Annotated in this window: 17 protein-coding genes; 9 read left to right on the top strand and 8 right to left on the bottom strand. The window is 58.5% G+C overall.

Annotated features, from left to right (window positions below; translation table 11 throughout):
• Positions 1-34: 34 nt before the first annotated feature.
• From E3O56_RS16355 to sctU, 9 genes are read left to right on the top strand one after another with little or no spacing between them, the layout of a single operon-like run.
• Entirely contained in the window at positions 35-940 is a 906-nt protein-coding gene (locus tag E3O56_RS16355) for an FHA domain-containing protein (protein WP_032881120.1), read from the top strand.
• Positions 937-2,295 (top strand): FliI/YscN family ATPase, encoded by a 1,359-nt coding sequence (locus E3O56_RS16360; RefSeq protein ID WP_348984320.1) that lies wholly within the window; start codon positions 937-939, stop codon positions 2,293-2,295. Before E3O56_RS16355 ends, E3O56_RS16360 begins: the two co-directional genes overlap by 4 nt.
• Positions 2,282-2,710 carry a YscO family type III secretion system apparatus protein gene (locus E3O56_RS16365; protein WP_032878023.1) on the top strand — a complete coding sequence of 143 codons (429 nt, stop codon included), beginning with the start codon at positions 2,282-2,284 and terminating at the stop codon, positions 2,708-2,710. The genes E3O56_RS16360 and E3O56_RS16365 overlap by 14 nt, the downstream gene beginning before the upstream one ends.
• Entirely contained in the window at positions 2,707-3,165 is a 459-nt protein-coding gene (locus E3O56_RS16370; RefSeq protein ID WP_248128564.1) for a type III secretion system HrpP C-terminal domain-containing protein, read from the top strand. Before E3O56_RS16365 ends, E3O56_RS16370 begins: the two co-directional genes overlap by 4 nt.
• A complete protein-coding gene (locus tag E3O56_RS16375) occupies positions 3,162-4,175 on the top strand; it encodes a FliM/FliN family flagellar motor switch protein (RefSeq protein ID WP_248128565.1) in 1,014 nt (337 codons plus the stop codon). Before E3O56_RS16370 ends, E3O56_RS16375 begins: the two co-directional genes overlap by 4 nt.
• The gene (gene sctR, locus E3O56_RS16380; RefSeq protein WP_078820229.1) at positions 4,172-4,825 is read left to right on the top strand and encodes a type III secretion system export apparatus subunit SctR; all 654 of its coding nucleotides are present in this window, start codon (positions 4,172-4,174) and stop codon (positions 4,823-4,825) included. The genes E3O56_RS16375 and sctR overlap by 4 nt, the downstream gene beginning before the upstream one ends.
• A gap of 7 nt (positions 4,826-4,832) precedes the next feature.
• Positions 4,833-5,096, top strand: a complete 264-nt coding sequence (sctS, locus tag E3O56_RS16385) for a type III secretion system export apparatus subunit SctS (protein WP_014716816.1) — start codon at positions 4,833-4,835, stop codon at positions 5,094-5,096.
• 10 nt (positions 5,097-5,106) lie between these two features.
• Complete coding sequence (gene sctT / locus E3O56_RS16390) at positions 5,107-5,895, top strand: type III secretion system export apparatus subunit SctT (protein ID WP_148853429.1); 789 nt, start codon at positions 5,107-5,109, stop codon at positions 5,893-5,895.
• Entirely contained in the window at positions 5,892-6,989 is a 1,098-nt protein-coding gene (sctU, locus tag E3O56_RS16395) for a type III secretion system export apparatus subunit SctU (protein ID WP_032878016.1), read from the top strand. Before sctT ends, sctU begins: the two co-directional genes overlap by 4 nt.
• On the opposite strand, the gene E3O56_RS16400 is transcribed toward sctU, so the two are convergent.
• From E3O56_RS16400 to sctJ, 8 genes are all read right to left on the bottom strand, one after another.
• On the bottom strand, positions 6,990-7,355 hold the full coding sequence (locus tag E3O56_RS16400) for a transcriptional regulator (protein ID WP_078820231.1): 366 nt from the start codon (positions 7,353-7,355) through the stop codon (positions 6,990-6,992).
• Complete coding sequence (gene hrpT, locus E3O56_RS16405) at positions 7,352-7,555, bottom strand: HrpT family type III secretion system protein (RefSeq protein ID WP_078820232.1); 204 nt, start codon at positions 7,553-7,555, stop codon at positions 7,352-7,354. The genes E3O56_RS16400 and hrpT overlap by 4 nt, the downstream gene beginning before the upstream one ends.
• On the bottom strand, positions 7,552-9,678 hold the full coding sequence (gene sctC / locus E3O56_RS16410) for a type III secretion system outer membrane ring subunit SctC (protein ID WP_032878014.1): 2,127 nt from the start codon (positions 9,676-9,678) through the stop codon (positions 7,552-7,554). Before sctC ends, hrpT begins: the two co-directional genes overlap by 4 nt.
• Positions 9,679-9,692: 14 nt before the next feature.
• A complete protein-coding gene (locus E3O56_RS16415; RefSeq protein ID WP_078820233.1) occupies positions 9,693-10,085 on the bottom strand; it encodes a type III secretion protein in 393 nt (130 codons plus the stop codon).
• Complete coding sequence (locus tag E3O56_RS16420) at positions 10,086-10,301, bottom strand: hypothetical protein (RefSeq protein WP_032878012.1); 216 nt, start codon at positions 10,299-10,301, stop codon at positions 10,086-10,088.
• An 88-nt stretch (positions 10,302-10,389) separates the two neighbouring features.
• Positions 10,390-10,983 carry a type III secretion system stator protein SctL gene (sctL, locus tag E3O56_RS16425; RefSeq protein ID WP_032878011.1) on the bottom strand — a complete coding sequence of 198 codons (594 nt, stop codon included), beginning with the start codon at positions 10,981-10,983 and terminating at the stop codon, positions 10,390-10,392.
• Positions 10,961-11,542: a type III secretion protein gene (locus E3O56_RS16430; protein WP_228309320.1), complete on the bottom strand. Its 582-nt coding sequence runs from the start codon at positions 11,540-11,542 to the stop codon at positions 10,961-10,963. The genes sctL and E3O56_RS16430 overlap by 23 nt, the downstream gene beginning before the upstream one ends.
• 13 nt (positions 11,543-11,555) lie before the next feature.
• The gene (sctJ, locus tag E3O56_RS16435) at positions 11,556-12,356 is read right to left on the bottom strand and encodes a type III secretion inner membrane ring lipoprotein SctJ (RefSeq protein WP_032878009.1); all 801 of its coding nucleotides are present in this window, start codon (positions 12,354-12,356) and stop codon (positions 11,556-11,558) included.
• Between the last annotated feature and the right edge of the window lies 1 nt (position 12,357).

The following is a 12,357-nucleotide window of genomic DNA, read 5'->3' on the forward strand; positions in this document are numbered from 1 at the left end:
CGCAGCCATGGACAGTACGAAGGAGGGCTCGATGATGTATGAGTTACGCGTGCTTGATGGGCTGCGCCAGGGCGCTGCGTTGCCGTTGTTCGGCGAGCGATGGAGCATCGGTGCCCAGCCGGACGCTGACCTGGTGCTGAGCGATCCAGGGGTCGCCGAGCATCATGCCCTGCTGCAGTTTTGCGACGTTAACTGGTCGGTGCAGGCCCAGGCGCAGTTGGTGTACGGGGCTGATGGCCAGGCCCTGGCGCAGATCCCGAGCCTGGCGTTGAACGTGCCCTTTCTGGTGGGTAGCGTGAGATTGTGCGTCGCCTTGGCAGATCATCCATGGCCTGAGCCTGTGCCTGAGGCCCCGGTATCTGCGGCATTGCCATCACCGGAACAACCTGTGCAGACACTGCCGTTATCGTCGATATCACCCTCGCAGCAAAAGCGGTTGATCAGCCTGATGCTGGTGGTGGCGGTAGTCATCGCAGTGGTGGGCATGGTTTCGACAGGGGAGCATGACGCGCAGGCTTCCCTGATGCCATCGGTGATTGGCAAACACGAATTGGCCTCACCGTTTGATGTGCGTCAGCAGTTGTTGAAAATGCTCGGCGAGCGTGAGCTGAGCCAACGGATCGACCTGCAAGTCATCAACGGTCAAGTCGTGCTCAACGGCGATGTTTCCCAGGACGATGTGGAGCTGGTGTCGCGGATGCTCAGCCGCTTTGGTGAGCAATTCGACAGTATGGTGCCGGTGATCAGTCGTGTACGTGTGCGAGATGACGCCTTGCCGTTCAGGATCGTGCAAATTGTCGGCGGACCTAACGGTCATGTGGTTCTGGAAGAGGGTAGCCGGCTCTTTTTGGGGGATCAGGTGGACGGCTTGCGCCTGGTGCTGATCGACAACAGCAAAGTGGTTTTTGATGGCGCACAGCGTTACGAGGTGCACTGGTGAGTACCTCCGAGCAAGCGCGTCTGGACGCCTGGCAGCAACGCCAGGCCCAGGCGCTCGGCAGCTTTGCGCCGGTGTCCATGCGCGGGCGAATCCAGCGCGTCAACGGCATGCTGCTGCAGTGCCGGCTGCCTCAGGCGCGTATCGGTGATTTGTGCCAGGTGGAAAAAGGTCCGGGTGACTGCATGCTCGCTGAAATCATTGGTTTTGATCAGCAGGATGCGGTGCTCAGTGCCCTTGGGAACCTGGAAGGCGTGCGCGTGGGGGCGCCTGTCGAGCGCCTGGGCGTGTCGCATAGAGTGCAAGTCAGCGAGGCGCTCCTGGGCCAGGTTCTGGACGGTTTCGGAAGGCCGATTACGGGCCAGGGTGCCAGCGCATTTGTCGAATCCGAACTGCCGGATACCAGCCCGGTGTTATGTGAAGCGCCCTTGCCCACCGAGCGGCCGCGTATCAACCGTGCGCTGGCCACCGGGGTGCGGTCCATCGATGGATTGATGACGCTCGGTGAAGGCCAGCGTGTCGGTCTGTTCGCCGGGGCCGGTTGTGGCAAAACCACCTTGTTGGCCGAGATCGCCCGTAACGTCGAATGCGATGTCATCGTGTTCGGCTTGATCGGCGAGCGGGGGCGCGAGCTGCGTGAGTTTCTCGACCATGAACTCGATGAGCAACTGCGCTCTAAAGCGGTACTGGTGTGTGCCACGTCTGATCGCTCCAGCATGGAGCGTGCCCGCGCCGCTTTTACCGCCACGGCACTGGCTGAAGGTTTTCGGCGCAAGGGCCAGCGGGTGTTGCTGCTGATCGATTCCCTGACCCGTTTCGCCAGGGCCCAGCGTGAAATCGGCCTGGCTGCCGGCGAACCCCTGGGGCGCGGAGGCCTGCCGCCTTCGGTGTACAGCTTGCTGCCGCGCTTGGTGGAGCGCGCCGGGTTGACCCGTGACGGCGTGATCACAGCGATCTACACAGTGCTGATTGAGCAGGACTCCATGAACGATCCGGTAGCCGATGAAGTACGTTCATTGCTCGACGGCCATATCGTGCTGTCGCGCAAATTGGCTGAGCGTGGGCACTATCCGGCGGTGGATGTGTTGGCGAGCCTTTCACGAATATTGAGCAACGTTGCGGCGCCAGAGGATATTCAGGCGGGCACGGCGTTGCGACGGTTGTTATCGGCGTACCAGCAGATCGAGTTGATGCTCAAGCTGGGCGAGTACCAGCCTGGCAGCGATGCGTTGACGGACCTGGCCGTGAGCAGTCGCCAGGCGGTGGACGGTTTCCTGCGCCAGGATTTGCGTGAGCCGACACCGATGGCCGTCACGCTGGAGCAACTCAAGGAGCTGACGACCTATGTCCCCTTCTGATGTGCTGCACGGTGAAGTGCAGATGCTGCGTTGCCTGCGCAGGCACAGGGCTGATCGTGCCGAACGTGCCCTGCGTGAGGCCAAGCGTGCGCAGCAGGCCCTGCTCGCGCATATCCAGCAGGCCCAGGATGCACTTGAACACACTCGGCAGGAGCAAGCCCGGCAAAGTGCTGAGTTGCTCAGTCAGCACCAGGGCCAGCTCTTGACCTTGGCGGGCCTGAAATCCTGGAACGCACAGGAGCGCTCCTTATCCGCCAGTACCCAGCGCGAAGAGGGGCAGCTTGAGGCGCTGCGCAACCAACGGCAAGAAAAGGAACACCACGTTGGCAGTGCCCAGAGGCAAGCCACCGAATGCCTGCGGCAGGTGGAAAAGTTACAGGAGCTATCACTTTTGCTTGCACAGGAGCCGACATGACCCAGGTTGCGAATAAACCCACCGAACGCCCCCCCCTGCGTGAGCCCCGCGAAGAGCGTGACTCGGGAGCAGCGGGCATGGTTGCGTGGGAACAAGGGCGACTGTTTACGCGGTTGTTTGCGGGTGATGGGGAGGGCGCAGGGACGAGCGCCTCCTTGTCGCGAAAAAAATCTGCGGCCGGTATTGCCATGATCGAGGCGCTGGCCGAACAACTGACGCCTCGTGTGTTGGCCGGTTCGCAGTGGCCGTTGCAGGCAGTGTTGTACTTGCCACGCCTGGGACGGATCAACGCCAGCGTGCGCCGAGAGCAGAGCGGCTGGGCCATTGAATTGGAAGCGGAACACGACGCCACGGCCCGCTGGCTCAGCGACGTACGGCAACAGTGTGAGGACCGTTTTACGCAAGCGCTGGGTCTGCCGGTCAGCCTGCTTCTGCCAAGCGTCGGCAACCCATGATCGTACCGCTACTGACATTACCTTCGATCAAGAGCGACGGGGTTGCCGCGCGCCGCCAGCTGGGCCGCGGCCTGTACCTGCCGTTCCATGTTGCGGGTCAGGCCGGTGAATTGCGGCTTGAGCCTGGACGTGCGCCTGTTGGCGGTGACGTGGTGTGCTTCGACACGCAGTGCGGTGTGCTGGCGCTCGCTAAGGCGGGGCCGTTGCTTAGCCTGCTGGGTGAATGTCCGGTGACCCTTGCAGGGGCCGACAACGAACCGGATTCCTGGTTCTGGACGTTGTTTCAGTATTACCTGAGCCCCGAAGTGCGAGCGCTGTTGGGTTATGTGCGATTGCTACACACCGGGCGACCAAAAGGCTTTGGCTGTCGCCTCACCGTGACCCTGGGGGCATCGTGGGTTGAGGGTTATGTGTGGTTGAGCCCCGAAAGCTTTTTGGCGTTGTACGAGGCGGGGGCCTGGCGGGCCACGGCTGCGCCGCTGCCGTTGTCGTTTCAACTGGCAATTGCCGTGACCCTTGGGCGGTTGCGGTTACCGATTGTACAGGCCGGCAGTCTGCGAGCTGGCGATGTGCTGGTGGTTGAACAGACCTTTTTCCAGGCCCGGGGCAGCGGCTATGTGTCGGTCGGCAGAGAGCGCCTGCATGGCGGCATTGACGATGACACCGGGTGGTTACGTTTCACTCTTACTTCTATCGAGGACGTGTCTGTGGACGAAGATTTAGATGTACCTCATCACGCGGGGCATGAAGACGATGAACCCGTAATGGACGTATTCGGCCCCGAGCCGTTCGATGAATTGAGCATGACGCTGAGCGTACGCTGCGGAACACTGAACCTGACCCTGGGGGAGTTGCGTAACCTCGTGCCCGGCTCGGTACTGGGCATTACCGGCTTCGCCCCAGGCATGGCGGGTCTGTTTTATGGCGATCGGCCCATCGGCCAGGGGCAGTTGGTGGAAGTTGACGGGCGCCTTGGGTTGCAGTTGTCCCGAGTGGTGTTCGGTCGATGATACTTCAAGGGCTGGACCCGATCGTCCTGGCGATATTTCTGGGCGCGCTGTCGTTGATGCCCATGCTGTTGGTGGTCTGCACAGCCTTCTTGAAAATCGTGATTGTGCTGATGATTACCCGCAATGCCATCGGCGTACAGCAAGTACCTCCGAGCATGGCCATCAACGGAATCGCTCTGGCGGCCACCTTGTTCATCATGGCGCCGGTGGGGTACGAAATCGCCGAGAATATCAAGGCGTCGCCTCTGGACATGAGCAACGTGCAAACGTTTCTGCATACCGGCAATGAGGCCATCAACCCCTTGCGTGCATTCATGTTGCGTAATGTGGACCCGGATGTGCTGACCCATCTGCTGGACAATACCGCACGTCTGTGGCCTGCGAAAATGGCTCAGGAGGTACAGCGTGAGGATCTTATCCTGCTGATCCCGGCCTTTGTGCTTTCGCAATTGCAGGCGGGGTTCGAGATCGGTTTCCTGATCTACATTCCCTTCATTGTGATCGACCTTATTGTTTCCAACCTGTTGCTGGCGTTGGGTATGCAGATGGTCTCGCCGATGACCATTTCCCTGCCGCTCAAGCTGCTGCTGTTCGTGCTGGTGTCTGGCTGGTCGCGGTTGCTCGACAGTCTGTTCCTTTCCTATCTCTGAGTGGCGTATGGAACCTATCGTGCTGTTCAAGCAGGGCATGTTGCTGGTGGTTGTACTGTCTGCACCGCCGCTGATCGTGGCGGTGGTGGTGGGGGTGCTGACCTCTTTGGTACAAGCGCTGATGCAGATCCAGGACCAGACATTACCCTTTGGTATCAAACTGGTGGCGGTGGGTGTCACATTGATCCTCACGGGCCGATGGATTGGCGTGGAGTTGATCCAGCTGATCAACCTGACGTTTGAAATGATCGGCCGTTCGGCCCTGAACTAAGGCGTTGCCTGTGCTGCTTTATCTTGAGTATCTCCCCAGCCTGTTGATCGGCATGGCGCGTATCTACCCCTGTGGCATCCTGGTAGCGGCGTTTTGTTTTCAACATGTGCGCGGCCTGCCCCGGCACACCATCGTGATGGTCATGGCGTTGTTGCCCGCTCCAGGTATTCATGCTGCTTTGGCAGGGCAGGACTATTCAGCATTGATGCTCGGTGCGCTGATGCTCAAGGAGGTAGCGTTGGGGTTGCTGCTGGGGGTGTTGTTGGCGATGCCGTTCTGGATGTTCGAGTCGGTGGGAGCGCTGCTGGACAACCAGCGTGGAGCCTTGGCCGGTGGCCAACTTAACCCGTCACTGGGGCCGGACGCGACGCCGATCGGGCACATGTTCAAGCAACTGGCGATTTACTTGCTGATGGCCATGCTGGGGTTGGGCGCGCTCACCCAGGTGATCTGGGACAGTTACCTGATCTGGCCACCCACCGTGTGGTTTCCGCTTCCAGCAGCTAATGGCATGAGCGTATTTGTTGGGCTGCTCAGTGACACATTCATGCACATGATGCTTTATGCCGCGCCCTTTATTGCCGTGCTGTTGCTGTTGGAGTTCGGTATCGCGTTACTGGGGGTCTACAGCCAGCAATTGCAAGTGAGTACCTTGGCGCCGCCGGTCAAGTGCCTGGCGGGAATCGGTATTTTGTTGCTGTACTTCGCACTGTTACAGGATCTTATTGTCGGGCGTATGAGCCAGCTGGGTGACCTTAAGCACTACCTGGGGCTTTTGTTCAAGGTCTCGGCGCCGTGAGTGATTCGGGGGAAAAAAAGCACCCGGCGTCCGCCAAGAAGCTGCGTGACCAACGTAAGAAAGGTCAGGTTGCGCAGAGCCAGGATGTGAGCAAGCTGCTGGCGCTGACGGCTATCAGTGAGGTCGCTTTGTTCACTGCCGAAACCAGCTTGCAGCGCTTTCAGCAACTGCTGGTGTTGCCGATATCACGCTTGGGCCAGCCGTTTGCGCGGGTGCTGGAAGAAGTGCTGGTGGAGGGCCTGGTGATGTTTTTCTCGTTCTCTCTGTTGATGGCCGGGCTTGCGATTGCCGCGAAGCTGATTGCCAGTTGGATGCAGTTCGGCCTGCTGTTCGCGCCGGACACGCTGAAGATGGATTTCAATCGCCTCAACCCTATCAGCCAGATCAAGCAGATGTTCTCTGCCCAGTCGTTAATGAATCTGCTGATGAGCATCGCCAAAGCGTTCCTACTGGGCCTGATTGTGTACGTGGTGGTCTGGCCCGCGTTGGGGGCGTTGATTAACCTTGCCAACAGCGACCTGCAGAGCTATCTGCTGGCGCTGATCGCGTTGTTCCGTCACCTGCTGCATGCCTGCCTGGGGCTGTTGCTGGTGTTGGCGCTGATCGATCTGACTTTGCAAAAGCACTTCTTCGCCAAGCGTATGCGCATGACACAGGTTGAGGTCGTCAAAGAGTACAAGGACATGGAGGGCGACCCCCATGTGAAAGGCCAGCGCCGCCAGTTGGCGCAGGAATTGGCGCAAGAGGAGCCGAAGGTCAAGCTGCCCAAGCTGGAAGAAGCCGACATGTTGGTGGTCAACCCGACGCACTTTGCAGTCGCGCTGTACTACCGCCCAGGCGAGACGCCTTTGCCCCTGCTGATCAGCAAGGGCACGGACGACGAAGCGCGAAAACTGATCGCGCGCGCAAAGGTCGCCGAGGTCCCGGTGATTCAATGTGTGTGGCTGGCCCGCACGATCTATACCAAGCAGCTGGGTGCAAGCATTCCTCGCGAGACCTTGCAGGCCGTAGCGTTGATCTACCGCACCTTGCGCGAGCTGGATGACGAAGCCAAGCGCGAAACGCTGGAATTGCCTGAGCTTGATCAGCGCTGATCAGCGACTGGAGCCTGGGTCCAGAGCGCTGAGATTGGCCAGCGAGAGCATCCTGCTGAGGATCCTGCCCGGATTGCAGTGGGAGGTGGGCAATGCGTGCCAGATCACCAAGGCGCCCTGGGTATCGAGATAGATAAAACAGCCATCAAACACCTGTGCCTGCTCAAAGCGGCGCTGCAATACGCGTTGTAGTTGCCCGGCTTGCAACGCTTCGCGAATGATGTGCAAGGCCAGTCCAGGGTGATTACCCGCGTTGAGCGCGCGCACCTCGATGCCCCGAGTGAGAACCTGGTGAGTGGCAGCGCCGCTCACCAGGTTCTCCAGAAATACCTGGCGTGGTTCGTCGGGTATTTCCTTGATGCTCATCGTTCCAGCGATATCGTCTGGTAATCCGCTCGCTCCCCTGAAGGGCCGGGCTCGACGCGCATGTGAGATGGCCACCAGATCACCATCTTTTGTGCGGTCGATTGGGGACGTGAGCAGGAGTCGCCTTTGCACGTGGGGGTGCAAGCGCTGACAAGCAGCGCCGCACCGATCAGAGTGACGCACAACAATTGATGTTTCATGGGCGGACCTTTTGAGATGGCGTAATCAAGGTGGGGCGCGGTACGCTGAGGTGTTCATCCTTCACCACCGGACGCATGGCAATAAATACCTCGGCTTCCTCTCCCGGTTTCAACCAGGCGTGTGGCCACACGGTGACGGCAAGCGTTTGCGAGTTGCTGCATTCTTTTTCATCGATGCGCACATTGCGGTTGAACTGGTTGCGTAGTACTACGACTGCAACGTTGTACTCAGGGCCTGCATACCATTGGCTGCGCTCGGTACTCAGTGCGAGCAGGTCGCGGGTGCTGCACAGCGTGTTCAACCCCACGGGCATTGGCGCCAACTTGAAGGCCTTGGGCACTTGCCCAGTCACCAGGTGCGCCAGGGTACTGATCACGTCGCTACGCTTGATCACCGGCTGGTGAGGGGCGTTACGCCTGGCCAGCGGTGCCAGCGCCGCCTGCAATTGGGCCTGATCTGCCTGGGGTAAATAGCGAGACGGATCGGCCTGGTCGCCGATGACGCGCGGCGTGATGATAAACAGGCGTTCACGCCGATTGTTCTGCCTTTCGCTGGAAGAGAACAGCGCCTTGCCCAGCAACGGGATATCACCCAGCAGTGGCACCTTGCTTTGCCTGTCGGTGCTTTCCGTGACGTGGAAGCCGCCTACAACCATAGAGCGCTTTTCCGCCATGACGGCCTGGGTGCTGACGTTACCGCGGCGAACATCCAGGTCCCTGAGGTTACGGTTGGGGTTGGATTCGTCGAACGTGCCGTCCTCGATATCCACGACCAAGTGAATCTGATGGCTGCCGCGGCTGGTGATGACGCGGGGTATGACCTGAACGCTGGTCCCCACGGTGACCGGCAAGATGGTTGCGTTCTGCCGACCAGGTGTCAGGTATTGAGTGCGGTTGAAGTCGATCACCGCCGGCTGGTTTTCCAGGGTGAGCACGGACGGGTTGGAAACCATAGTCGCCAGCCCCTTGGCTTCCAGGGCGCGTATGTCGGCATAGAAACGTTCGCGATTCTCAAGCGACAACTGTTGGGATGACGAACCTGCACGGAACCGGCTGTTCTGAAACCCCCAGTTCACGCCGAACTCATCCAACTGCGTACGCTCGATATCCAGAATGATCGTGTCGATCTCCACCAGTTTGCGCGCCACATCGAGTTGAGCGATCAACTCGCGGTACATGGCCTGGCGCTCTGGCAGGTCATAGATCAGGACTGCGTTATTGCGAATGTCGGCTTCGACGCGAATCCGGCTGCTGGGTATCGGTGCACGCGGGGGGAGTGTGGCGCCAATATCCAATGGCATGGTGTTGCTGTTTGTACCGAGTATCTGCCCCAGCATGGGATTGCTCAAGCGGGGAACATTCGGCGCAATAGGCGAGGGCTGTGAGGAAGGGCGCTGGCTCAGCACCGAGGAGATCGGATTTGAACGGGGCTCCAGCAGCCCTTGCACAATGCTGGAAACACCGGCAATGGTCAGCTTCTGGCCGCGGTAATCCACTTGACGATCAGCGGCATTGGCGAACTTCAGCGGGAAGCTCAGCACCGTCTGTTTTTCATCCACGGTGCGGCGTTGGCTGCTGAACTGCTTGATTTGTTCGATATAGCGCCGAGGTCCGGAGACCAGTACGACGCCATCCTCGGGCAACTCACCCCAGCCGAAGCGACTATCGAGCAGGCCAATATCAGTGAGCGCCTGCTTGAGGTCGGCAATGGTCTCAGAGGAAACCTCCAGGCGCGCGGACTCCTGCTGGTCCAGGGTGCTGATGTAGAGTGTGTTGTTGTACAGATACCATTGGAAGCGATGTTCTACTCCCAGCCGGTCGAGCAAGGATTGTGGGGTATTGGCGCGTATCTTGCCGTTGACGGTGCCCTCCAGCAGGCCCTCGATTTGCAGTTGCGTACCGAAGGTTTGGGCGAAGTCGTCGAGCACGTCCCGAACTGGCTTATGCTCGGCTTCATAAGCGTAGGCGGTGTTCTTCCATTCGGCGGGGATCGCCGCCACCGCGCTTTGAGTTGAAACCAGCAGCCAGGAAAACAGGAACACATTCCGCCAATGGGCTCTTTTGAATGAAGCATCAGGCGAGTCAAGGCACAAGCGGCCGCCCTTATGGGTCTTGTTAGGCATAGACAGTTCTCTGATTAGTACGCGCGTGAACGTAGCGGGGTGGGTTTGAGGTTTTGGGCTGGACGAGCAAGACGCGCAACGATGGCGCGCCATGTGTCACGTTGGTTCAGCAGGGTCTCGAGGCAATTCAGTACGTGGGCTTCACCACGGTCGGTGCGCAGACTTTGAATCAGCCATAGCGCACCTGTGTCAGCTTTTTGAGCCAATGCACCCTGAAAATGGTTCAAGCTGGCAGCACCCAGGCGCAGCCAGCCTTGCAAGGCTGAGTTATCTGTCACCGCTGAGGTCAGTTGAACACCCAATAAAACGGCGTCGCCCTGACGTCGCAAGGTGACTTCGTCGTCACCTTCAAATATGGCGATTTTTTCCTCCCTGCCGCTCAACCAGTCACCCACGAGCGCTTTCATTTACTGAAAACTTTCAATGGTTGTTTTGAGCATCTGATTGACTGTTTTACCGTGCTCACTATAAAGCGCAAAGGTGACCTCTCTGCGCGTTACTAAATTGTGAAACCGCTCGCTGTCTTCGGCCGCCAGGCTTTCTTCAAAACCGGACTTGAACTCTTTGTATGTAGAAGTTTTATTTCTGGCAATCGAATGAGTCAGCTCTTTGAAAAAATCCATGATTTCCCTCTGATAGCTATGTTGATGGGTGAATTTAAACAGTTAGTTCTGAGTGGAGAATATAAATAAAGTCTCTGTGCTCGTAGGATTAGATCTCGATCGAGTACTCTTTGCCCTGGTTGAAAAAAGTGTCGAGCATGGCATTCCAGCTGATACGGAAGTCCCCCTCATCTGTTTTCAATACGAGTGTTTGAGGATGAACCGTGTCGTCGGCGTTTAACTTCCAGAATCTGCTCTTGTGACGGGCAAGGCCCTGTCTTATCTCCTCAAGATCATGGGGATGACAGAGCAACGTCGCACTGACTTCCTGAACTTGGCTATCCAGCAATTGTTTCAACAGCGCTGCGAGCCGTTGCGGGGCAGTTGTCTCGTCGAGCAGACAGCGAATGGCTTGGTTGGTGATGGCGGTCGCGTAGTGTTCAAGGTTGTCGCACATCGATTGACGGTCGCGTTCCCATTGTTTGAGTTGAGCATCGGCGCGTTGCCAGATTTCCAGTGAGGCTTGTTCAAGCATGGCCTCGCATTTTTTTTCGGTCATACGTATCAATTCGTCGGCCTGGGCATTGGCGTGGCTCAAGAGATGGTTGGCCTGCTCCCAATTGGCTAGCTCTTCGCGCGGGATAAGGTTGGCTCGCGTACCGGACGCGTCCTTGCGTAACTCAATAGTATGTCGGCATAACATCGCTGCTTTCCTCATCCTTGCGAGACAGGGGCATGTTGTCGCTCGCCATGCTTGCGACGCGCCAGACGACGGCCTGCCAGAGGGTGTTCAATCGGCTGCTCGCACTTTCGAGTGGGGCGTCTGCTGTTTCAGCCTCGCTCACACGTGTACGGGGGAAACGCAATCGAAGGCGCTGCCAGGTAGCGGGCTCAACCCAGCTATGAAGTAGTCGCAGCGGATCGGAATGTGGGGGCAGCATGGAAGGGTGCAGCGCCATGGAGAGGCGCATGCACCACTCATGATGATCTTCACTCAAGGGTGATGCTGCCTGGGGATTGAACGTGTGGTTGGCCAATGCCAGCGCCAGGTTGAGTTGGTCCGTGGAGGCCAGGGCCAACCGAAGCACAGTGGCATGAGGTGCAGCCGGCAAGCAGGCGACAAAACCCGTAAGGTCTTCTGGCGCTGACCGACCGCTATAAAAAAGCCTTTCAATCGCACGATACTTGTCGCCTCTCCAGTCTTCGTGGGCCTGTTTCCAGGGAAAAGCCCACCATTGAGCCCAGGCCAGTTGCTCACGCATCAGATGATCGGGTCTAGGTGCCATGCGTTGGCCCCGTTGAGTTTCCTGTAAGCGCGGGCTCCAGATGAGGACGCTTGCGCCGCGCTTGCAGGAAGATCATGGCTGCCACGGCCGAAGCCAGACCGAGCAGCAAGATCATGATGCTGGATCGCCAGAATCCGAGATCGTCGCCGGGCACCAGGAAGGGGCCGAAATACACCAGGCGTTGTTGTTCCTGATAAGTGGAGGCCGGTACAAACACCACGGTGAGTTTTTGCGGGTTATCCACTGCGGTGGTCATCCCCGGGATACTGCTCGCCACCATTCTGCGGACCCGGGCGCGAATGTTGTCGGGGTCCAGGCGTGGATCATGCTTGATGAATACGGAAGCGGATGCGGGTTGGACCGGCTCTCCTGGCGCTATGCGTTCAGGCAATACCACATGCACACGTGCGACGATCACACCGTCGATCTTGGATAACGTGGTTTCAAGCTCTTGAGATAAGGCATAGATGTAGCGGGCACGCTCTTCCAGAGGGGTGGAAATTACCCCTTCCTTGCGAAAGGTATCCCCCATAGTGGTCCGGGCGAGCCGGGGAAGGCCGGCGGCTTCCAAGGTACGTACGGCGCGCCCGATGTCGCTTGTATTAACCGTTACGACGACCCCGTCTTTGGCCGGTACCTTTTGCGCACGAATATGTTTATCAGCCAATTCGGCTACAACCTCATTGGCTTCTTGTTCGGACAGTTGGCGATGCAGTTCTACCCGGTCACCACATCCGCTCAATATAAAAGTCATACTCAAAACTAAAGCGACAAGCAGAGAGTTATTCATG

The sequence above is a fragment of the Pseudomonas sp. W2Aug9 genome (assembly GCF_023127755.1).
In the GTDB taxonomy this organism is placed as follows: domain Bacteria; phylum Pseudomonadota; class Gammaproteobacteria; order Pseudomonadales; family Pseudomonadaceae; genus Aquipseudomonas; species Aquipseudomonas synxantha_A.

What these genes read in the sequence shown, in the direction of transcription:
- E3O56_RS16430 (WP_228309320.1), bottom strand. Translation starts at nt 11,542, where the DNA reads ATGCGTGAGCAACTGGCCTGGGCTCAATGGTGGGCTTTTCCCTGGAAA.
- hrpT (WP_078820232.1), bottom strand. Translation starts at nt 7,555, where the DNA reads ATGAAACATCAATTGTTGTGCGTCACTCTGATCGGTGCGGCGCTGCTT.
- E3O56_RS16415 (WP_078820233.1), bottom strand. Translation starts at nt 10,085, where the DNA reads ATGAAAGCGCTCGTGGGTGACTGGTTGAGCGGCAGGGAGGAAAAAATC.
- E3O56_RS16400 (WP_078820231.1), bottom strand. Translation starts at nt 7,355, where the DNA reads ATGAGCATCAAGGAAATACCCGACGAACCACGCCAGGTATTTCTGGAG.
- E3O56_RS16355 (WP_032881120.1), top strand. Translation starts at nt 35, where the DNA reads ATGTATGAGTTACGCGTGCTTGATGGGCTGCGCCAGGGCGCTGCGTTG.
- sctR (WP_078820229.1), top strand. Translation starts at nt 4,172, where the DNA reads ATGATACTTCAAGGGCTGGACCCGATCGTCCTGGCGATATTTCTGGGC.
- sctC (WP_032878014.1), bottom strand. Translation starts at nt 9,678, where the DNA reads ATGCCTAACAAGACCCATAAGGGCGGCCGCTTGTGCCTTGACTCGCCT.
- sctL (WP_032878011.1), bottom strand. Translation starts at nt 10,983, where the DNA reads ATGTTATGCCGACATACTATTGAGTTACGCAAGGACGCGTCCGGTACG.
- E3O56_RS16375 (WP_248128565.1), top strand. Translation starts at nt 3,162, where the DNA reads ATGATCGTACCGCTACTGACATTACCTTCGATCAAGAGCGACGGGGTT.
- sctJ (WP_032878009.1), bottom strand. Translation starts at nt 12,356, where the DNA reads ATGAATAACTCTCTGCTTGTCGCTTTAGTTTTGAGTATGACTTTTATA.
- E3O56_RS16370 (WP_248128564.1), top strand. Translation starts at nt 2,707, where the DNA reads ATGACCCAGGTTGCGAATAAACCCACCGAACGCCCCCCCCTGCGTGAG.
- E3O56_RS16420 (WP_032878012.1), bottom strand. Translation starts at nt 10,301, where the DNA reads ATGGATTTTTTCAAAGAGCTGACTCATTCGATTGCCAGAAATAAAACT.
- E3O56_RS16365 (WP_032878023.1), top strand. Translation starts at nt 2,282, where the DNA reads ATGTCCCCTTCTGATGTGCTGCACGGTGAAGTGCAGATGCTGCGTTGC.
- sctS (WP_014716816.1), top strand. Translation starts at nt 4,833, where the DNA reads ATGGAACCTATCGTGCTGTTCAAGCAGGGCATGTTGCTGGTGGTTGTA.